We start from the raw sequence: 20,398 nt of genomic DNA, 5'->3' as shown, positions 1-20,398 counted from the left end.
GAAATGTACACGACAGAAACACATAACGGTAGCGCAGAGGTGTACAAAAATAAACCGCAGCGCTACCCCCTGTCATGATCAAAGGTATCAATTATATTTAAGGGTGATTGTCCCAGTGGCATTTGCTTGCCCTGGCGTGACAACGTCACTGGTTTTGTAATACCACGCTTTGAAACGTAAGGTTTCAGACTCTCCGGCCCCGCCTGCATTTGCCGGATCGCTATAGGTTGTTGCGGAGCCGATATCAGCAATCGCGGTACCATCGGCAGCCAGCCCACTGCCTTGTGATGCGGCTTTTACACGACTGGAATTAAAAGCTTGCACCTCCTGACCAATGGCCCAGTAGGTAAAACTGCGTAGCGCCGGTTGATAGGCTGATATCACGACCCCCACACCGGTCGCCGTCGTACCCGATTCAGACTGGTCTAAGGCAATCACTGAGCCATTATCATTGTCGCCCTCGGCAAGCGGCCCGTTGATGGTCATGGTCACGTTGGTGCCTGGCTGACAGCTCAGACCAACATCCTGTTCGGGTCCTTCCACCATCTTAAGATTATCAAACGCAGAGGTATCTACATCGCCCATATTAAACAGCAGGGAAGAAACGGATGCTGAGCATCCCATCGCATACACTTCTATCTGCGTATTTGACAAATAGACTTCTGACGCATTATCACCGTTATCCGAACTGCTTTGCCCTTCACGAAATTCCACCGTCGCCAGTTTGCCGCTCTCGAGGGCCAGATTACCGCCCGGGATTGTACCCCCCGTCGCAATCAACTGCACACGATAGGCCGAGCCCGCCAGCGTATGGCTGCTCTCGCCATCGCCGGACTGCCATGAGTTATCAACCGCACGTTCATAATCATACGGACCGGCCTGGTTAAGCGTGTAGGTCTTAATGCCAATACCCGGTATCGTGGTCGGGTAGATATTATCTCCCACCGGCGACGCCGATGCTAAATGAGTCGGGTTATAATGAAATCCTACGTAATAATCCCTGCTACAGTTTTTAATCGTGACATCCCCATCCGTCCCGCTGATATATCCAGAATCGTATAACACTTCGCCAAAGGTATAATTTTTCGCACTGACCAACAGTTTCGAGGGTAATGGGATCGTCGTAACGGTAACATCATCGCCGTTATCCCGGTTGCAGGCCGCATGACTTAATAGTGGGACTGTCCCCAGCAATAACACCAGATAATATAAATATTTTGACATGAAATTAGTCTGCTCACTTAAGCTCAGTTATAAACAACATTCAATGTAATCGCACTGCTGAATGCACCCGGTGTTGGGGTCCCATGTGGGGTATACATTCGGGCAGTAAAAGTCATCGCGCCGGTTTGGTTTTCGAGCGCAACCGGGTAGCTCACGCCGTTGGCCAGCGCGACACCGCTGATGGGATGTTCGTGGTCACGGATAAACAACTGAAGGCCGACATCGGTCGCGCCGCCTGCATCTGCCGCCACCTGATTGGCGTAAATGACAGAAGCATAAGCCGGATCTTCAGCGTAAGATGCGCCTGTAAAGGTAACCGTTGCCTGGCTTAACCCTGCGGTGCAGCTGTCAAACGCGATGGTCACTGGCACATTTCCTGTGTTCCCCCCCGCTACGGCAAAGTCTTTCCAGTAATATTTCCCGAGGTTGACTGCCTCCGGTTTGGTGACGTTACATGAGCCATCAATAATGTTTCCGGTGACATGGAACTCAATATCATTGCGATCGGTGTACGCCATTGCCGGCGACACGCTCAGCATGAATACCATTCCCGGGCCGATGAGCGATTTAAGGCCGGAACGGAGAATAATGAGGCGTGACATTAATTTGCTCCCGATACGGGATGGCAAACCCCGTTGATGAATAAAATATCGGCCTCTGTTTTAGCGCCGGCAAGTGTGTAATCAACGGCGCACTGCTTGTTCACCGTCTCCCCCCACTTAACAATTAACCGCCCTTTCCCGGCGAGCCCGACGAGATACACTTCCCCGCCGTCGCCAACAATACTGCTGCGCGTGTCATCCGACTCGCCGCTGGTTTGTGTTACTACTGCGCCAAACGGCACCGGTTTACCGTTGTAGGTCAGGGTCATCATCGCCTTTTGTCCAATCCAGGTGTTGTACTTCACGCGTACTACCGCCCCTTTGGTCGGCACCACGGTTTTGGCGATGTTATCAATGGCCGCAGAAGTATCGCTGGCATCCACTGTGTTGAGTGAGATCGAATTGCTGTGATACGGACGAACGTACGGCACAATGGCGTTACCGAAATAATCGGTATGAACGTTCGTCTGCCCGTTGATCGGCATACCGGAAACACCCGGTGTTTCAACCAGCGCTACGCTATCGTTCAGCTGACGCGCCAGGGTGATACCGTCGCGATGCAGCACCATGCCCCCGCGCAGGCTGTAATTCACTCGTCGGCTGTAATCGTCGTAGCTATAGCCTGCGGACATATCGGCATAAGTACTTTGATAACCCACAGTGACATTGCCGTTAGTAGCTTCAGAATCGGCGTTATAGCCTTCTGAAACCTGCCAGTTCAGCTGGTTTTCCTGCATCGCGGTACCGGAAATTCCGATGTTGTGCGTGGTATCGCCGTTTTTACTACTGTTCATCGAATAGTTAGCCGAAACAGACCGGGCCGATTCACTGTGGCTGAAGGCGCTGAACGGTACGCTCAGGTTAAGCGAGAAGACGTTATCGTCGTCGTAGTTATCGGAATCGTTATTGTAACCGCCATTGACGTTTTTAGAGTGGGCATAGTTCAGCGAGTACGACACCGGTCCAAGCGTGCTGCTGAAGCCCAGGTTCATGGAGTCCGCATGTTCACTGTTCCAGTAAGAGGCGTCGTACATGCTCAGTGACAGGGTGCCGAAAGGCAACGTCTGTGAGATTGTCACATCAAAACGGTTTCGCTCCCGGCCATTATCAATAGTGCTATTGCCCGGATCCCAGTCATTGAGGAAGTCCTGAAACGAAAGATAACCCCGGGTTGAAAATTTATAACCGGCGACGGCAATATCGGTGTTGGTCTGCTGAAGCGTCTTACTGTAGCGCACGCGATACGACTGGCCGCTATGGATTACAGGGGCGAAGCCTTGCATGCTGTCCGGCTTCATATCGTTATCCGAGTACATCTGCACCCCGGTGAAACCGACGCTATCAAAAATGCCGCCGCGCGTGGTTCCTTGTCCCAGCACCAGCTGGCTTTTAAGAGATTTAATATCCCGTGAGGCGTAGGTATACACGGAATCCCAGTCATTTTCGGATTCGGAATGGGTATAGGTGGAATAGTTGCGAAAGCGCCAGGCGCCTACGTTCAGCCCCGGTTGCAGGCTAAGAAACTGATTACTGCTGTCGGTGCCGTTGCGCTGATGCAGATCCTGTTGACCTGAGACGCTGTAATTAAGTAAACCCGCCGTGATCCCTTCATCCCAGCGCTCCGGTGAAACATAACCCCTTGCGGTGTTAAATAAAGCAACCTGCGGCAGGATCAGGTCGAAACGCTGCTGCGCCAGATCGATTTTTTCGTCCGCGCCTGGGATGGCATACAGATCCACACATTCGCTGGCTTTTTCCTGTTCGCCAAAATAGTTATCGACACGAACGTTCCAGGCTTTCAGCTGAGTGACGTTTAAGCATGCCCCTGTGCGGTCTGACGTAGGGGCACTTTTCAACCGTCGAAAAGAGAGGGTTTTACTGTCTACCAGATTGCCGTTGATAAAAATGTCGACGTTATAGTCCCCGGGCGGCACCTCATCTTTGGCAAACAGACTGAGATCCATTGCTGGCACTTCTGCGCTGTCTGTTTCCAAAAGATGAGGGTTGAAATGTTCCTGCGCACGTGCGCTGAAAGAACTAAAGACAACACTGAGCCCGAGCCCTAAAGAAAGGACGTAGGTTTGTTTCACTTTTTCCATTGTAACCCTGTATCCGTGCGGGAGACTTACGGTGTCGATTAATATGAGGTGACTTTGTCCGGGCCTTTCACGCCATAATCATTAATAAGCGACCAGGTTACTTTGCCGTGAGGTGACATAACACCTTCAGAAATACTCAACGTGGAGAATGGCGCGACAAAATACTGCCCGCTTAACGCCTGGTGATTAATTTCAATTCGTGAGAAGTTCATATAAAAAGGTGTCGGGTTATTGACCTGTAAACCCTTCGCGGTCAGGTTCCACTTAAGCTTTTCCGCACTGGATTCTGGCGTCTGCCCCTTTAATGCTGCCGGACGGTAGATCAGCTTAATCTTTGAGTTGATGGCAATTTGCATCGTATTTTTACCTTTACTACCGTCGGTAGCGGGGATCCCTTTCACGTTCAGCCATAACAGCGATTCACGATCTTCCGGAACAGGTAAACCTGAACGCACAATACGAATTGACGCTTTTTTCCCGGCTTCCAGACGGAATAGCGGTGGCGTAATAATCATATTTTCTTTTTTTAACGGGCTGCCTTTAGCCGGGCTAATCCACGACTGTACCAGGTTGGTAACCTTGTCAGAGTTTTCAACGGACAAAGAGGCGGCCTGGCGGGAGCCATCAAAAATAACCCGCGTACTCCCGGTAACAATACTGGCGGACGCGTTCAGGCTGGCGGCGCTGGCCACGCAAAAAATAACAGCGGCGATGGGTTTCATAATGCACTCACAAACTAAAAAGGAGGGTTTCCCCTCCTGCGGAATCAGTTATAACGGACGTTATAGGTAATAACAGCGTTAACATCGCCGGCAACGGCCTGCCCGGTGGCAATCATCTGCGCGGTATAGGTTTGACTCGCTGTGCCATCGGTGAAAGTAATAGGATCGTTATCTGCATTATTTTTGACGATGGTACCATTTGAGCCGCCCTGCTTGAGCTGAACGGCCACGTTGGTTGCCGCACCCAGCGTAGCAGTGTTTGCAAAATAGGATGGATCGGCTGCAACAGCATCAACAGGGCCTGAGAAGACAATATTTGCAGTCGTGCTGGTTGGGCAGTTATTCAGGTCGAACACAAACTGTTTTGGCGCGCCAAGGTCGCCTTTTGTAGCGAGGTCGGTTGCCGCCGTTGAGCCCAGATCAACGGTCGCATTTGCCGTGCCGCCATCAACGGCAATATCACAACCCTGATCGAGCACCGTTCCATTAAATGTGATAGTGTTAGAAGCCGTCGCCGCGCTCGCGCCACAGAAAGTCAGAATAAGCGTCGCACCAATTTTAGTCAGTTTCATTCGTTGATATCCCAATAGAAATAATAAATATCTTCATTTTTATTCCTGCCAGGACGAGACAATAACAAAGTAGCTCCACTGAGCTCACAATGAATAATGCACCGTTTGTGACAAGGCAAATATAAACCCTCAGGCAGGAATTAGATTCGCAACATCAATAAACGACATCAGCAAACCCGAAGTAAGGTTACAAGAAAGTTACGGAGTTTCGTAAAATAAAGTAATTTAATTTTAGACAACCTTTTGTTATGGCCTGGATTGGCATTTTGTTAGCATTCGCGCTGTTTTTTCTGAGCAATAACGCCACCGGCAGTGTTGCTAGCAGCATATCCAGACTGACATATTTGAGCGAATGAGAACAATAGGCATGATCAACAAAAAAAACATGATCGCATTAACCCTTTGTGGCCTGATGATGGCAAGTGGCAGTGCGCTGGCGGGCCTTCCTTCTGGTGACAGCGACAATAATATTAATACCAACCCAGAGAACGATGCGGGGACTCAGGGCACGGGCGGCGTAGTCCATTTTACCGGTAAGATTACCGATGCATCCTGTAATATCACCACCGACTCAGCAGGGCAAACCGTTGAATTAGGCACCTGGGCTGCAAGCTACTTTGCCACCCAAAAAGAGACCACGCGCACGCCTTTCCAGATCTCAGTTGAAGGTTGCCCGGATTCCGTTAAAACCGTTGCCGTGTTGTTTGATGGTAACAAAGATGCGAATGATAATACCCTGCTGGGTTTAAATTCCTCCGTGGACAGCGATGGCAATACGGCGACTGGCGTTGCCGTTAAACTCTATGAAAGCGACCGTAACACGCAGATTAAAATTGGTGATATTTCTCAGAGTATCGACCTTGCCGAAGGGGAAGATTCAAAAACACTCAATTTCTACGCCAATTATAATGCCACCACCGATGTCGTCAGCACCGGAGAAGCCGACGCAGATGCCAATTTCCTGATGGTTTATAACTGATCGACTGATGATAAGCAGAGCTTTCTCTGCTTATCTTTTTCCTCTACGGGGATCTGAAAATGAAGAAACTCACCGCGGCCCTGTTCTTTTATTCGCTCGGCATGAGTCTGTCAGCACACGCGGGGGTTGTGATGGGCGGTACGCGTGTTGTTTACCTTGAGGGGCAAAGAGAAGTGGCATTTTCCATTACCAATATGGAAAAAGAAACCCCTTATCTTATTCAGTCGTGGATTGAAAATATTGACAGTAAGAATAAAACCGCTCCGCCCTTTATCGTGACGCCTACGTTATTTCGTTTAGATGCGGAACAGAAAAACTCGCTGCGCATCAATTATCTTGGAACGCCATTACCCACTGACCGGGAATCTGTTTTTTGGCTTAACATCAAAAATATTGCCCCGAGCAAAAAAGCAAACAGCAACAAATTGCAGATTAACGTGAAGTCAAAATTCAAGTTATTTTTCCGTCCCGCAGGGTTGAAAGGCAATGCCGAACTTGCCTACAAAAAATTAAAATTTACCTGTCGTAATAATACGCTTAGCGCACACAACCCCTCGCCCTGGTTTGTATCGTTTTACAAGGTCAGCGTTGGGAACACCGACGTTGAAATGCCGGGAATGATTGACCCCTTCTCCGATCGTCAATGGCACATTCCCTGCTCGGGGACCATTCGCTGGCAGGCGATCAACGATTACGGCGGGCTGACGAGAGTCGCCACGCAATCCTGACGCTGTGACAACACGCCTTTGGCGAAAGCCAACGACCGCACATGCATTCTCTCGGCCCACGCAATTTACCCCGCATTTATACGCTCGCGATGCTTGCGGGTGCGGTCACGTCTGGCATTCATGTGCGCCGGGCACAGGCCGATGAGTACTTCGATCCTCAGGCGCTGGAGATCGCTGCAGATCAGCAGCAGGCTAGCGACTTAAGCTATTTTTCCCGACAAGGCGGTCAGCAGCCGGGACATTATCGTGTCGCGGTTGTTGTTAACCAGACGCAGCGGGATGAGCGCGAAATTGCATTTGTCGATACCGGGGGAACGCTCTCACCGGTCCTCAACCTGGCGTACCTCAAGAGACTTGGGGTAAACATCGCGGCCTTCTCTTCGTTCGATGCGCTGCATGACGAGGAGACATTTACGGACATCGGCAAATATATTCCCGATGCGTCGACGCATTTTGACTTCACCCATCATCGGCTGGTTTTCAGCATTCCGCAGGCAGCCATGTTGCAAAAAAGTGCCGATTATATTCCTCCCGAACAGTGGGACGACGGCATCCCCGCTGCTTTTGTCGATTACAATCTTACGGGCTCGACAACCAACATCGACAATATTCATGACAACAGCAGCTATCTGAGCCTGCGATCCGGTATCAACCTGGGGGCGTGGCGTTTACGCAATTACGCCACGTTTGAATATGGTAATACCCATCACTGGCAGTCCCAGGGAACATCACTCCAGCGGGCCATTACGCCGCTGAAGAGCGCGTTAACAATAGGGAATGCCTACACGGCTGGCGAGGTTTTTGACAGTTTTCAGTTTACGGGGCTTCAGCTTGCCTCGGATGAGAATATGCTGCCGGACAGCCAGCGCGGTTTCGCGCCCACGATCCGCGGGGTCGCTCACAGCAATGCCCGCGTCAGCGTTCGCCAGCACGGTTACACCATCTATGAAACCTATGTTGCGCCTGGCGCATTTGTTATTAGCGATCTCTTCCCCACTTCGCAAAGCGGCGATCTTGAGATCACGGTCCATGAAAGTGATGGCAGCGAACGCACGTTCACCCAACCCTACTCCTCGGTGGCCTTTATGCTACGGGAGAAACGACTGAAATTCAGCGCCAGCACCGGACGGTATAACAGCCCTGACGCCGAGGGCGACACCCCGCCGTTTGTTCAGGCCTCCGCCTTTTACGGATTGTCTTCAAGCCTGACGCTGTACGGCGGAGCGGAGCTTTCCGGCCACTATCAGGCTCTCGCGCTGGGATTAGGTAGAGATTTTGGCCGGTTTGGGGCACTGGGTGTGGACACCGTTGCGGCGAAAGCACACCTCAGTGATGACAGGCTTGCCCTCGGGCAGCAAATACGCGCTCAGTACCAAAAAAATCTCGCTGAGACGAACACGTCGCTCACCCTTTCGACCAGCCATTATACGACGCATGACTTTTACAGTTTCAGTGAAGCAAATGATGACAGCGATCCAGACCAGCACGTGCATAACCGGCGTAACCGCACACAGTTCAGTTTGACGCAGGATCTCGGTGCGCTGGGCAATATCAGCGCATCCTTTTACCGCCAGGATTACTGGAACGCCTCGGCGGTCGATCAAACCGTCCATCTTGGCTATTACGCAAACTACAAAGGGGTGTCGTTGAGTGTTGGGTATTATCTCACCCGCTCAAGCGCTGATGATAGCGACAACGAACGGGCGATAAACCTTAGCATCAGCGTCCCACTCAGCCGCTGGCTACCCGGCGCAACAACCAGCTACAGCCTCCACAATAACCTTGATGGCCATACTACCCGGCAGGTTTCGCTGTATGGTACGGCGCTGGCCCACGATCGCCTGAACTATAACCTCCAGCAGGGCTTCGACAACCAGGCCAATACCGCGAACAGCAACCTTGCGCTGGCTTATCACGGCGGTTATGGCAGCGCCAGTCTCGGGTACAGCCACGATCGCTATAGCAACCGCGTGAACTACGGCGCGGCAGGCGGCATTGTGGCAACACAGTATGGGGTGACGTTGAGCCAAAGCCTTGGGGATACCCTGGCGCTGATCCGCGCTGACGAGGCGTCGGACGTTCAGGTTGAAGGGGCGACCAATGTTCACACCGACTCCCGAGGTTATGCCGTGATGCCAACCTTATCGGCGTATCACAAAAACACCATTTCGCTGGATACCGAAACGCTGGCAGAAAATGTCGATCTGGACCAGAACAGCAGAACGATTGTGCCGACCAGCGGCGCGGTCGTCCTGGCGAATTACCATACCCACGTGGGCATCAGAACGCTCATCACCCTTACGGCACACGGGCGCCCGCTTCCATTTGGCGCCAGCGCGTATGTCTCGAACGGGACGTCTGCGAAATCAAGCGTCGGCATCGTTGGCGAAGCAGGACAGGTCTATCTCAGCGGCGTGCCGCTACGCGGGACCTTGCATGCCAGCTGGCGGCAGAAAGGCCAGGATATGCGCTGTAGCGCCCCATTACGCCTTCCGGATACCGCTGGCCGCACTCCGGTCACGCTTATGAACCTTCAGTGCCAATAATTTACTGAGACACCTGTGAACAATATCAACCGTTTAATCAATCTCCTGATGCTCGCTTTTTTGCTGATTCACGCTACGGCAAGGGCGTCTCAGACCTGCCCGCCGACCATGGGCGATGCGGTCATTAACTTTCAAAACTACTCGATCACTGATAACCCATCGATCCCTCCGGGGTCGATGCTTTCAGGCGCTATCCTGGGCCAGGAAAACCGCTCGTTTTATAACTGTCCTGAGGGAACCGGCCCGGTAACGATGCGCTTTGTGGCCAATAACGCCTTAACCGTAGCGCCCGTCAGCGGCGTGGCGCCGAACGGTACGGGCGCCCCGGCCTCCGTTTATGACGTGCCAGATATTCCCGGCGTCGGGTTTGCGGTGGGCATTCGCGAAACCACGCACTGTGCAGCCGAACCCGTGCATTACATCGCCTCGGGGGATGACAGCGTTGCGATTTGCAGCACAAACGATCCCTCGCAAATGGCGACCCAGTTCTTCGTCGTGTTTTATAAAACCGCGCAGGAGATTGTCTATGAACAGCCGAACAGCGGGCAAATTCGCGCAGGAACGCTGATTCTGGAGGATGCTAACGGCGCGGTGATATCTGAAGCTGGCGTGACGGTGGAAGTCGCTGCCGCCGACCTGAAAGTGCATAAATCGAGCTGTTATATCTCGGATAACAACATCACCGTTAATATGGGACAAAGTAGCGTAAGCGATCTCAACAAAGGAATGGATGGGGATAAACACCGCTTCATCATCCCTCTGGTCTGTGACGCATCCCAAACGGCAGCGGTGAAGATCGGGTTCTTTGGTCCGACTGAAAAAGACGAGCAGAATCACGATGTGCTGGCGCTAAGTCAACAGGAGAGCGCCGCTACCGGCGTGGGGATCCGCATTCTGTATGGCGATAACTACGGTGCCGCCAGAGGTACAACCGTTCCTCTCAACAGCACCGGTGTCGAACCTTTTGCCAACGCTGCCCGGCAGACCGCGTTTTCCCTGGATTACGACGCACAATATGTGCGCACCGAAACCCAGGCCACCGCGGGGCTGGCAGACAGCCTGGCGACATTTAGTCTGATATACAACTAAGCGCTACTCCAGTGCCAGCAGCGCAAAACTCGCCAGCCAGTGCCCGCCGCTGTAGTGACTGCCGACAACATGCTCCACGCTTGCCGAGAGATGGCGCGCAACGGCATCGCGTAATGGCTTCCGGGCATGATGATTTTCCGGCAGGGCGCGGGCAATGTGCTTCATACACCAGGCACGGCTGAGGTTGAGACCGTCCAGATGCGCGATTTTCGGGTCGGTGCGATCGCTCACCTCAGCCGGGTTCATGAGCGCAGAAATGGCGCCCACTTCAGGCAGAAACGCATCGAACCAGGCCGGGAAATCCTCCACCACCTTACTCATCAGCAGGGCCTCGGTCAGCGCTCCGGAGATATACTCGTCGCCACCCGGCTCATAATGCGCAGGATAATGCGTGTCCGCGAGGTAAAACCGCGTTGCCGCGTCCAGGATGGCGCGCTCAAGCGTGTCATCGTTCACCGCCCGGGCATAATCCAGCCCCAGCGCGAGCGCAAACGCCGTGTTGTAGTGCGTCCCGACGCGGATCGGATAGGTAAGCTTGCTGAGGTAATCCACCAGCCGCTGGCGAATATCCCGCGTTAACGGTTGCAGCGTCTGGTACCAGCGCTCCGCCTGCGGCAGTGACGATTGTTTCAGCTCCTGGGCCAGCGCCAGCAGCCAGCCGTAGCCATAAGGTCGCTCAAACGACGCGCGGAACGGCGCGGTAAAATAGGCCAGCTCCTTCGCCACCTTCTCGTCGGTCAGGTGTTCTTCGAAGAGAGTGATGATCTCTTCCCGACACGGCAGTTCGGGCCAGAGACGCAGGCAGCGCAGCAGCAGCCAGTAGCCGTGCACCGCAGAGTGCCAGTCAAAACAGCCGTAAAAGATCGGGTGCAGCTCGCGAGGCGGCAGAACGTCGCCGTCATCGTTGAGCAGATGCATAATGTGGTTCGGGTATTCCTGACGTAAATAGGTCAACGGCATTCTGGCGAAGGCGTCAGCCTGATGTTGCGTTAATTCCATTGCAGCTCCTTAGCGAAACACGAGGAAATACATTAAGAACACGTTCACCACCAGCAAGGTTAACGCGGTCGGGATCTGGATCTTGATAACCTGATATTTGTCTTTTAGCTCCAGCAGCGCGGCGGGCACGATGTTGAAGTTGGCGGCCATCGGGGTCATCAGCGTGCCGCAATAGCCTGCGTACATGCCGATAGCCAGCAATGGTGCCGGGTTACCGTGATGGACGTTAATCAGGAATGGCAGAGCGATACCGGCGCTTAACACCGGGAAGGCAGCGAAGGCGTTGCCCATAATCATGGTAAACAGCGCCATCCCCACGCAATAAATGACCACCAGCATGAAGCGGCTGTCCGGGTTCACAAACAGGCTGACCACCTTTTGTACCGATTCACCGGTATTCGCCACCACAAACACCCCGCCGAGCATCGCGAGCATCTGCGGCAGGATCACCGCCCAACCAATGGTATCGACCAGCCGACGCGACTGACGAACCGCATGCAGCGGCGTACCTTTTGTCAGCCACCAGCCGGTGAGGATAGCCGCCACACAGGCCACGCACAGCGCCGCCAGCGTAAGCTGCTTCTGGTCGAGCAGATAGACACCGCCAATCGACACGCCTTTCAGAAACAGCGTCCCGATGACCGTCACCACCGGGATCATCAGCGCGGGCAAGAATAGCCAGTTTTTCAGCCGGTGTGATGAGGTAACCCGCTCCTCCTCGGTGGACATTTTATAATGCCCCTTCCCGACCAGCCCGAAACCGGCCAGTAGCGCAATCACGATAACGGCGCCGCCAATAATGCGATACGCCAGCGACTTACCCAGCTCCTGCACCATCAGATCGCCAAACAGGAAGATCCCGCCAAACAGAAACCAGAACAGCGCGGTGGTATAGCGTTTCGGGTTAGCGCGATCGCGAAGGGTCATCACAACCAGCAGCATCACGACAAAGCCGATCAGGTAGTACACGCGGTTAATGGTGATAAGGGTCATCATGGTGCGATCTCCTGCGTACCCTGCTCTGCTCTCCAGGCCATCACGTCGCGACGAATGCTGGCGTCGAGGCGCAGCAGACGCGTCATATGGATGATCAGTGCCGCAATAGCGGTCGGAATGGCCCACAGGCCGATATGCAGCGGTTCGATCCCCTCGATCCCGTTCTCTTTCAGGAACGCATCAATCAGCAGTACCGCGCCAAAGGCGATAAAGATATCTTCCCCAAAGAAAACCGCGATATTGTCACAGGCGGCGGCATGGGCTTTGATTTTGTCGCGGATAGTCTGCGGCAGTTCGCCGTATTCATTCAGGGCCGCCCCTTCGGCCATCGGCGCCAGCAGAGGACGCACCGTTTGTGCGTGGCCGCCAAGCGACATCAGGCCCAGCGCAGCCGTCCCTTCGCGGGCAACAAAGTAGAGCATCAGGATACGCGCCGAGGTGGCGCTGGCGATCTTCGCGACCCAGGCCTGGGCGCGCTCTTTCAGCCCATAATACTCCAGCAGGCCAATCACCGGCAGGATCAGAATGAAAGTGGCGAGCGATCGGCTATTCACGAACTTTTCGCCAAAGGTTTCCAGCAGCATACCGAAATCCATGCCAACCAGCAGGCCCGTTGCCAGCCCCGCCACCACGACAACCAGCAGCGGGTTGAAACGCAGTGCAAAACCAATAACCACCACCGGAATCCCGATAAGTGGCAACAGTGTAGAACTGTCCATAAACGTTACCCTATCCAAAGTGAGCGTTGCGCGCCGACGGCTATTTTTTATACTTCGCAGCAGAGCGAAGCCGGTGCATTACGGCGCGCGATGTTGTGTTTTGCGTCAGGCTCCACAGAACCTGCACTAAAAAGCTATATCTGAACGTCAAAAACATGTAAACAATTTATCAATAAAATGTTCTTATTTTATCGACGGGTTTACATTCTGGAGAAAGGATCGGTATGACGACAAAGAAAACGAAAACAGCGTTAAACCACGACGACATTGCGGACGGGCGTATCGTCTCCTCCCGCCATCTCGTCTCAGAGCGGTGTGCCGAACTGTCGGAGCTGGAATACGCGTTGATCATGACCAGCAATGCGTTTAACAAATGGATGGTGCGCTGCATGACCGCAGCAGGTGAACCGGATATGGGCGCTTTCGACGTCTCGCTTCTGCACCACGTAAACCACCGCAACCGCAAGAAAAAGCTGGCCGACATCTGCTTTGTGCTGAACGTGGAAGATACCCACGTGGTGACGTATGCGCTGAAAAAGCTGGTAAAGGCGGGTTACGTCACCAGTGAAAAAGCGGGGAAAGAACTCTTTTTCTCGACGACGGAGGAAGGCAAAGCGCTGTGCATGAAGTACCGGGAGGTACGGGAAGCCTGCCTGATCAACATTCATGCGGAAAGCGGCATTCCAGGCGCGTCGATTGGTGAGACCGCGCAGTTACTCCGCGCGATCTCCTCCCTGTATGATACCGCCGCACGCGCGGCGGCCTCGCTTTAAGGACGGCGGAAAAGCGTTATGCTCCGCCCGGCCAGTTCATAATCGACGGATTCCGTGATGATTTCCCCTGTGGGGGCATCATCCGCCGTCGAAAGCTCCAGCACCCAGCCCCCTTCGCCAAACTGCGGGATCTGAAATGGCACCGTGCCTTCAAACGGGTTGAACAGCATCAGCACGTCGTGCCAGATGCCCTCTTCCTGCTCAAGATCCGGACGGCTGATGGCAAGACCAAGGGTGGAACCCTCGTCCCACTGTTCCGACTGCTGCGGTCCGCCACCGGCGTTAAACCAGCGAATCTCAAGCCCGTCGCGCCAGTTTTCACGGCGCAGCAGCGGCTGCTCAGCGCGCAGAGCAATCAACCGACGGGTAAAGTCGCGCAGCTTCTCGTCGTTTTCAGAGAGTCCTTCCCAGTTTATCCAGGAGATCTCGCTGTCCTGGCAATAGCCGTTATTATTGCCCTTTTGCGTCCGGCCAAACTCATCACCTGCCAGCAGCATCGGCGTGCCGTGGGAGAAGAAGAGCGTGGTGAGGAAGTTGCGCTTTTGCCGCTCGCGGGTGGCGATGATATCGGGGTTCTCCGTCGGCCCTTCTTCACCGTAGTTATACGACCGGTTATCGTTATGTCCGTCGTTATTATCTTCCCCGTTATCGGCGTTATGCTTCTCGTTGTAGGATACCAGGTCGTTCAGCGTAAAGCCGTCATGCGCGGTGATAAAATTGACGCTGGCCCACGGACGACGTCCGCGCAGATCGTACAAATCACCGGACCCTAACAGACGGGCGGCAAAATCGTTAGAAACGTTATCTCCCTTCCAGTATTCACGTACCGTGTCGCGGTATTTGTCGTTCCACTCGCCCCAGCCTGGCGGGAAGCCCCCCACCTGATACCCCCCTGGGCCGATATCCCACGGTTCACCGATAAGCTTCAGCTTCGACAGCACCGGATCCTGGGTCACGGCATCAAAGAAGCCGCCGCGCGGGTCAAATCCCTCCGGCTCGCGTCCGAGAATGGTTCCGAGGTCAAAGCGGAAACCGTCAATCTGCATCGATTCCGCCCAGTAACGCAGGGAGTCCATGACCATCTGCAACACGCGCGGGTGCGAGGTGTTTACGGTGTTCCCGGTGCCAGTGTCATTAATGTAATACCGGTGCTGATCCGGCATGGTGCGGTAATAGCAGAAGTTATCAATCCCCTTAAACGACAGGGTTGGCCCCAGCTCGTTGCCCTCCGCCGTGTGGTTATAGACCACGTCGAGGATCACCTCGATGCCCGCGTCATGATAAGCACGCACCATGTCGCGGAAACCCTGGATCCCCGCCGGGCCGTAATAGCGGGACGCTGGCGCAAAGAAACCGAGCGAGTTATAGCCCCAGAAGTTTTTCAGGCCGCGATCGAGCAGGTGCTGATCGTCCGGGAACCAGTGAACCGGTAGCAGCTCGACCGAGGTAATGCCGAGGCTTTTGATGTACTCCACCGAGACTTTATGCCCCATCCCCTCAAACGTACCGCGCAGTTCAGGCGGAATAGCCGGGTTAAGCTGGGTAAAGCCTTTTACGTGGCTTTCATAGACCACGGTATGCGGCCACGGGATATCGGGCCGGCGTGAGTCCTGCCAGTCAACGGCATTGGGGTCGATGACCTTACATTTGGGCGTAAACGGCGCGCTGTCTCGCGTGTCAAAACTGAGATCCAGCTCGTCGTGTCCCAGCTCATAGCCGAAGTGGGCATCGTTCCACTCAATTTCACCTACCAGTTCACGGGCATAGGGGTCAATAAGCAGCTTATTGGGGTTGAAGCGGTGACCGTTCTCCGGATCGTAGGGGCCGTAAACGCGGTAGCCATACAGCGCCCCCGGTTTCAGGTCCGGCACATAGCCGTGCCAGACCTCATGGGTATATTCCGGCAGTTCCAGACGGGCGATTTCTGTTTTTCCCGAAGGATCAAACAGACACAGCTCCACCCGCTCCGCGTGGGCGGAAAACAGGGCGAAGTTCACCCCTTTTCCGTCATAATTTGCGCCCAACTGTTGGCCATGACCGGCCCGAATTTCAAACGTTGTATCCTTTGGCATTTTTGTTCTCCTCGATTATTCGCAGGTAAGCAGAACCAACAAACATCCCTTTTCAGACGTTAAATCCAGCGTCTCTGGCAGAAGGCGACGCTCACCGGTAAACAGATCCCGGTAGTGCTTCCCGGCCAGCGCCTGGGGTATGGCCACGGTAGTATTGGCCCACAGCATCGCATTATCGGTGACGTCAAACACCAGGCGCGGCACGGCGACGATCAGCGCCTCGTCATCTTCGATGCGGGCATAAACGATCAGATTCTCCTCCCGCTCGCCGGTTACCTTCAGCGGCAGCCAGTCACCGTAGCGGAAAAGCGCGGGGTAATGTGGCCGAAGCCGTAACAGCGTGGCGGTAACGTACTGCTTCACGCTGCCGTCTCGCCAGCGTTGCGCATCGTTAAAAACGGTGCCATCCGTTACGCTGAGGTTTTCCGTCAGTGCGGCAAAATCCGGTTCGCGGCGGTTATCCGGGTCGACGAGGCTGAAGTTAAGCCCCTCGCTGCCCTGGTAGATGTCCGGTACGCCAGGCGCAGTCAGTTTGATCACCGTCTGGCTCAGGCTGTTCATTAACCCAGCCCGAATAAACGGCTGGAGTGCGGCACTGAAATCACGCAGGAACAGGGTGTTATCCGGGGAAAGCAGATGGCGCACGTAGTCCAGGACCACGCTCTCGTAACCTTCGTTGCTGTCGATCCAGTCGGTACGCTGCTTGGCCTCGCGCAGGGCTTTCTCGATAAAGCCGAGGAAACGCTCTTCCAGTGACTTAAGGCCATCACGATCCTCAGGCGACAGGGTTGCTGGCCAGACGCCCGCCAGCGCCTGGAAGATCATCCAGGTGTCGGCGGCGTTCGGCGCGGTGCCATCATTGAGGAATCGGACCTGCGTCTGGTTCATCTGCCGCCAGCGCGCCAGATTTTCTCCCCACAGATCTGGCGCTTCCGTCAGCGTATACAGACGAGCTCGTGCATCCTCGCCGCGTTTGGTGTCGTGGGTGGAGGTTCCCAGCAGCGCATCGGGCTGGCGGGCAAGTCGAATGCGCATCTCCTGATGAAAACGGGAAAGTGAAAACGCGCGCGGCGTCGGGTCGGCGCCGACTTCGTTCAGGGCCAGCTCCAGGTTATGGCGGAAGAACAGCGTATCCTCTACCGATTTCGCCATCAGCGGCCCGGTCAGCTGCTGAAAACGGGTGCGGAAAAGCGAGGCCAGCGCGTGGTCATGCTCCGGCAGATCGCCGGAAAGAATACGCACAATCAGACTCAGAGCGGGTTCAGAGGTGTTGACACTGGCGACCACGCGGCTGAGCAGCGCCACATCCGGTGGCGTCAGCCCCTGTGCGGTGCCGTAGGTGCGATACACCGGAAACGCGATAAGAAGCTCGCGCAAGGCATGGCGGATATCCTCATGCTCCACTTCGGCACCGTTATGCCCGGCCAGCTCGCTGGCTATTTTGAGCAGCGTGGTAAATTCACCTTCAAAATTACGATCGGTCATCAGGCCTTTGGCGTTGCGAAGTTCCGCCTGCCTGTCAACGGTCGTACCCAGCGTCTCGTCGTAGAGCGTCTCCAGCCGCGAGAGGTTGGTATCATCCACCAGCACTTCCGCCAGGGAGGCGATAAACTCATAGCCCGTAGTACCTGAGATGGGCCACTCCGGAGGAAGCTGTTCCCCTTTGGCGAGGATTTTTTCCACCGTGATGTAGCAATCCGGTCCGGTCGCCGCACGCAGTCGCTGCAAATAGCCCAGCGGATCGGCAAGCCCGTCCACATGGTCAATGCGCAGGCCGTCGACAACCCCGGCGTGGACAAGCTCAAGGATGAGGCGGTGCGTGTCTGCGAATACCGCCTCATCCTCTACCCGCACGCCGACCAGCCCGGTGATTTCAAAAAAGCGCCGCCATGAAAGCTGTTTCGGCGCTTCCCGCCAGGACATCAGCCGCCAGCTTTGCGCCTCGTGGATCTCAGCGATGCTCTTGCCTTCGGCATACGTGCCGGGATTAAGCGGATAGGCGGTATCATAGTAAACCAACGCCGCGCTGTCGGTGACACTGTCACGTTTCAGGGTGATAGCCCCCCGCTCCAGCTCGGCTTCAAAGGTGTCGCCAAGAAACGGCAACGTCAGCGGTCGGGACCAGTCGATATCAAAATATGCCGCATAGCGGCTCTGCCGACCATGCTCGATAACATCGCGCCACCAGCGGTTTTCCAGCGAGGTCGACATATGGTTAGGAACGATATCCAGAATCAGGCCCATTCCCGCATGCTTTAATGCTGCCGCCATGCGGTCAAACCCTTCCCGCCCGCCAATCGCCGGGTCGATTTCGTTGGGGTCGGTCACGTCATAGCCGTGGGTGGAATCCGTGGTTGCGGTGAAAACAGGTGACGCGTAAAGATGGCTAATTCCGAGGTCTTTCATATACGGAATCAGGTCTACCACGCGATCGAAGGTCATGCCGTTGCGAAACTGAATTCGGTAAGTAGAGGAAGGGATCATAGCGCTGCTTCTCCATCAGCAAAGCGAACAACAATGCTGTGCGGCGGCAGGTTTTCGACTGCCTCCGGCCAGCTAAAGATCGTTTTTCCGGGCAGGTCCGCTAAGGCGAGGGGCTTTTTGCCGATATTCAGCGCCAGCGACAGCGTACCGGACGGAAAACGCCAGCTCACGGCAACCATGCCGAGCGCCGTTTGCAGGACGTTACCCTCCACGGCGCCCCGCTGTTTCAGTAACGGGACGATAAAGCGTTGACGCAGCGCAATCAGTTCGCGCGTAACGTGCAGCCACGCCCTGCCTTCCGCCGTGTCTGCCTTGTTCCAGTCAAGCTTCGACCGCATAAAGGTATTTACGTCATTGGGATCCGGTACGGTTTCATCGTGCCCGGCATGGCCGGTAAACTCTTTCGCGCGCCCCTCCCGCACGGCTTTCGCCAGGTCGCCGTGGAAGTCGGTGAAAAAGAGGAACGGATGCGTTTCGCCATACTCCTCACCCATAAACAGCAGCGGGATATGTGGCGACAGGAGCAGCGCCGCGAACAGCACGCGCGTTTTCTCCGCCCCAGCCAGAGAGATAAGCCTCTCCCCCTGGGCACGGTTGCCGACCTGGTCGTGATTCTGAATAAAATCGACAAAAAACTGCGGTGGTTGCTCGCGACACTCTACCCCGCGCGATTTCCCGGTCTGAAGCGAGATTTCCCCCTGGTAGACAAAGCCCTCCGCCAGCGCCCGCGCCAGCTTTTTCTCCGGCTCAAAGGCAAAATCCTGATAATAGGCGTGTGATTCCCCGGTCGCGAAGACATGCGCGGCGTTGTGAAAATCATCATTCCATTCGGCGGTGAAAAGCGGCGTCTGACCATGCTCATCGCGCGGATGCAGGAAAATCACGTTGCGACTGTCTTCGGTGGTCAGATGGATATGCCGATCCGGAAAGGCGTCGCGGATCCGTTGCGCTATCTCGGGAAGAATATGGGTCTCAGCGTCGTCATGGATCTGGTCGATGGCGTCGAAGCGCAGACCGTCAAGATGATACTCCGAGAGCCAGAATAACGGCGCCTCAGAGATGTATTGCCGGACGGCTTCAACCTCATAGGCTATACCGTTGCCCCACGGGGTCATACGATCCTGATGGAAAAACGCCGGCGAGAGCAACGGCAGGTAGTTCCCTTCCGGGCCAAAGTGGTTGAGTACAATATCCAGCACCACGGAAAGCCCGAGCGCGTGGGCGGCATCGATGAAGGCATGAAAATCATCCGGTGTGCCATAAGCTGAGTGCGGGGCATACAGCAGTACGCCATCATACCCCCATCCGCGCGCGCCCCCGAACTGGGACACGGGCATCACTTCCAGTTGCGTAATACCCAGTTCGGCCAGATAAGGCAATTTATCGATGGCCGCCCTGAAGGTTCCTTCCCCGGTGAAGGTGCCGATATGCATCTCGTAGATCACCGTCTCTTCCCATGGCCGCCCTTGCCATTCCCGCTGTGCGGGCAGGTTGTGACGCGGGTCGATTACCACCGACGGGCCGTTGACGTCAGCCTGTTGCGCGCGCGAGGCCGGATCCGGCACCGCCATTCCATCCTGTGAAACAAACTGATACGGCGTACCGTGTCTGACGCCGGGCACGTCAACCTGAAACCAGCCATCGCCCACCGCCGCCATCGGAATGTCGGTATCGGTTAAACGCAACGTGAGATCTTTCTGCCCTTCTGCCCAGACGCGAAAACGTACAACGTCATCGGAAATAAACTCAGCACCCCAGTGCCTGCGACATGTTCTGAATTCCATTCATTGTCCT

Annotated in this window: 16 protein-coding genes; 5 read left to right on the top strand and 11 right to left on the bottom strand. The window is 54.9% G+C overall.

Translation table 11 applies throughout. The annotated features are described in order from the left end of the window. Positions 1-87: 87 nt before the first annotated feature. From ACOT0L_RS08930 to ACOT0L_RS08910, 5 genes are read right to left on the bottom strand one after another with little or no spacing between them, the layout of a single operon-like run. Positions 88-1,224, bottom strand: coding sequence for a type 1 fimbrial protein (locus tag ACOT0L_RS08930; protein WP_022648145.1), 1,137 nt, complete (start codon positions 1,222-1,224; stop codon positions 88-90). Between the two features lie 23 nt (positions 1,225-1,247). Further along, positions 1,248-1,826 carry a fimbrial protein gene (locus tag ACOT0L_RS08925; RefSeq protein ID WP_260473313.1) on the bottom strand — a complete coding sequence of 193 codons (579 nt, stop codon included), beginning with the start codon at positions 1,824-1,826 and terminating at the stop codon, positions 1,248-1,250. Then, the gene (locus ACOT0L_RS08920) at positions 1,826-3,925 is read right to left on the bottom strand and encodes a fimbria/pilus outer membrane usher protein (protein ID WP_126503006.1); all 2,100 of its coding nucleotides are present in this window, start codon (positions 3,923-3,925) and stop codon (positions 1,826-1,828) included. Before ACOT0L_RS08920 ends, ACOT0L_RS08925 begins: the two co-directional genes overlap by 1 nt. A gap of 38 nt (positions 3,926-3,963) precedes the next feature. Continuing rightward, entirely contained in the window at positions 3,964-4,647 is a 684-nt protein-coding gene (locus ACOT0L_RS08915) for a fimbria/pilus periplasmic chaperone (RefSeq protein WP_126503005.1), read from the bottom strand. Between the two features lie 44 nt (positions 4,648-4,691). Then, positions 4,692-5,219, bottom strand: a complete 528-nt coding sequence (locus ACOT0L_RS08910) for a fimbrial protein (RefSeq protein WP_022648149.1) — start codon at positions 5,217-5,219, stop codon at positions 4,692-4,694. A gap of 367 nt (positions 5,220-5,586) precedes the next feature. Here ACOT0L_RS08910 and ACOT0L_RS08905 point away from each other — a divergent pair, with 367 nt between their 5' ends. Genes ACOT0L_RS08905 through ACOT0L_RS08890 form a run of 4 tightly spaced genes read left to right on the top strand, consistent with a single transcriptional unit; the run spans position 5,587 to position 10,561 of the window. Further along, positions 5,587-6,198, top strand: a complete 612-nt coding sequence (locus ACOT0L_RS08905) for a fimbrial protein (protein ID WP_022648150.1) — start codon at positions 5,587-5,589, stop codon at positions 6,196-6,198. Between the two features lie 59 nt (positions 6,199-6,257). Then, the gene (locus tag ACOT0L_RS08900; RefSeq protein WP_023300135.1) at positions 6,258-6,926 is read left to right on the top strand and encodes a fimbrial biogenesis chaperone; all 669 of its coding nucleotides are present in this window, start codon (positions 6,258-6,260) and stop codon (positions 6,924-6,926) included. Positions 6,927-6,967: 41 nt separating this feature from the next. Next, positions 6,968-9,472 carry a fimbria/pilus outer membrane usher protein gene (locus tag ACOT0L_RS08895; protein ID WP_260473312.1) on the top strand — a complete coding sequence of 835 codons (2,505 nt, stop codon included), beginning with the start codon at positions 6,968-6,970 and terminating at the stop codon, positions 9,470-9,472. A 15-nt stretch (positions 9,473-9,487) separates the two neighbouring features. Beyond that, positions 9,488-10,561 carry a fimbrial protein gene (locus ACOT0L_RS08890; RefSeq protein ID WP_126503004.1) on the top strand — a complete coding sequence of 358 codons (1,074 nt, stop codon included), beginning with the start codon at positions 9,488-9,490 and terminating at the stop codon, positions 10,559-10,561. Between the two features lie 3 nt (positions 10,562-10,564). Here the strand turns inward: ACOT0L_RS08890 and ACOT0L_RS08885 are convergent, their stop codons facing one another. The 3 genes from ACOT0L_RS08885 to ACOT0L_RS08875 are packed head-to-tail and all read right to left on the bottom strand — an operon-like array spanning position 10,565 to position 13,275. Then, a complete protein-coding gene (locus ACOT0L_RS08885; protein ID WP_023300138.1) occupies positions 10,565-11,560 on the bottom strand; it encodes a DUF2891 domain-containing protein in 996 nt (331 codons plus the stop codon). A 9-nt stretch (positions 11,561-11,569) separates the two neighbouring features. Beyond that, a complete protein-coding gene (locus ACOT0L_RS08880; protein WP_022648155.1) occupies positions 11,570-12,556 on the bottom strand; it encodes a DUF979 domain-containing protein in 987 nt (328 codons plus the stop codon). Next, positions 12,553-13,275: a DUF969 domain-containing protein gene (locus tag ACOT0L_RS08875; protein WP_022648156.1), complete on the bottom strand. Its 723-nt coding sequence runs from the start codon at positions 13,273-13,275 to the stop codon at positions 12,553-12,555. The genes ACOT0L_RS08880 and ACOT0L_RS08875 overlap by 4 nt, the downstream gene beginning before the upstream one ends. A 224-nt stretch (positions 13,276-13,499) precedes the next feature. Between ACOT0L_RS08875 and ACOT0L_RS08870 the strand changes: the two genes are divergently transcribed. After that, positions 13,500-14,048: a winged helix DNA-binding protein gene (locus ACOT0L_RS08870; RefSeq protein WP_022648157.1), complete on the top strand. Its 549-nt coding sequence runs from the start codon at positions 13,500-13,502 to the stop codon at positions 14,046-14,048. Here the strand turns inward: ACOT0L_RS08870 and glgX are convergent. From glgX to treZ, 3 genes are read right to left on the bottom strand one after another with little or no spacing between them, the layout of a single operon-like run. Continuing rightward, positions 14,045-16,120: a glycogen debranching protein GlgX gene (gene glgX, locus ACOT0L_RS08865; protein WP_126503003.1), complete on the bottom strand. Its 2,076-nt coding sequence runs from the start codon at positions 16,118-16,120 to the stop codon at positions 14,045-14,047. The genes ACOT0L_RS08870 and glgX overlap by 4 nt on opposite strands. Before the next feature lie 15 nt (positions 16,121-16,135). Beyond that, positions 16,136-18,604, bottom strand: coding sequence for a malto-oligosyltrehalose synthase (gene treY / locus ACOT0L_RS08860; protein WP_126503002.1), 2,469 nt, complete (start codon positions 18,602-18,604; stop codon positions 16,136-16,138). After that, a complete protein-coding gene (gene treZ / locus ACOT0L_RS08855; protein ID WP_126503001.1) occupies positions 18,601-20,388 on the bottom strand; it encodes a malto-oligosyltrehalose trehalohydrolase in 1,788 nt (595 codons plus the stop codon). The genes treY and treZ overlap by 4 nt, the downstream gene beginning before the upstream one ends. Positions 20,389-20,398 lie beyond the last annotated feature (10 nt).

The sequence above is a fragment of the Enterobacter cloacae complex sp. XAL002 genome (assembly GCF_049236805.1).
Classification (GTDB): Bacteria; Pseudomonadota; Gammaproteobacteria; order Enterobacterales; family Enterobacteriaceae; genus Enterobacter; species Enterobacter intestinihominis.
This window is presented reverse-complemented; position numbering and strand designations above follow the sequence as displayed.

Coding starts and splice junctions, on each gene's coding strand:
- ACOT0L_RS08930 (WP_022648145.1), bottom strand. CDS start 1,224: ATGTCAAAATATTTATATTATCTGGTGTTATTGCTGGGGACAGTCCCA.
- ACOT0L_RS08925 (WP_260473313.1), bottom strand. CDS start 1,826: ATGTCACGCCTCATTATTCTCCGTTCCGGCCTTAAATCGCTCATCGGC.
- ACOT0L_RS08920 (WP_126503006.1), bottom strand. CDS start 3,925: ATGGAAAAAGTGAAACAAACCTACGTCCTTTCTTTAGGGCTCGGGCTC.
- ACOT0L_RS08915 (WP_126503005.1), bottom strand. CDS start 4,647: ATGAAACCCATCGCCGCTGTTATTTTTTGCGTGGCCAGCGCCGCCAGC.
- ACOT0L_RS08910 (WP_022648149.1), bottom strand. CDS start 5,219: ATGAAACTGACTAAAATTGGTGCGACGCTTATTCTGACTTTCTGTGGC.
- ACOT0L_RS08905 (WP_022648150.1), top strand. CDS start 5,587: ATGATCAACAAAAAAAACATGATCGCATTAACCCTTTGTGGCCTGATG.
- ACOT0L_RS08900 (WP_023300135.1), top strand. CDS start 6,258: ATGAAGAAACTCACCGCGGCCCTGTTCTTTTATTCGCTCGGCATGAGT.
- ACOT0L_RS08895 (WP_260473312.1), top strand. CDS start 6,968: ATGCATTCTCTCGGCCCACGCAATTTACCCCGCATTTATACGCTCGCG.
- ACOT0L_RS08885 (WP_023300138.1), bottom strand. CDS start 11,560: ATGGAATTAACGCAACATCAGGCTGACGCCTTCGCCAGAATGCCGTTG.
- ACOT0L_RS08880 (WP_022648155.1), bottom strand. CDS start 12,556: ATGATGACCCTTATCACCATTAACCGCGTGTACTACCTGATCGGCTTT.
- ACOT0L_RS08875 (WP_022648156.1), bottom strand. CDS start 13,275: ATGGACAGTTCTACACTGTTGCCACTTATCGGGATTCCGGTGGTGGTT.
- ACOT0L_RS08870 (WP_022648157.1), top strand. CDS start 13,500: ATGACGACAAAGAAAACGAAAACAGCGTTAAACCACGACGACATTGCG.
- glgX (WP_126503003.1), bottom strand. CDS start 16,120: ATGCCAAAGGATACAACGTTTGAAATTCGGGCCGGTCATGGCCAACAG.
- treY (WP_126503002.1), bottom strand. CDS start 18,604: ATGATCCCTTCCTCTACTTACCGAATTCAGTTTCGCAACGGCATGACC.
- treZ (WP_126503001.1), bottom strand. CDS start 20,388: ATGGAATTCAGAACATGTCGCAGGCACTGGGGTGCTGAGTTTATTTCC.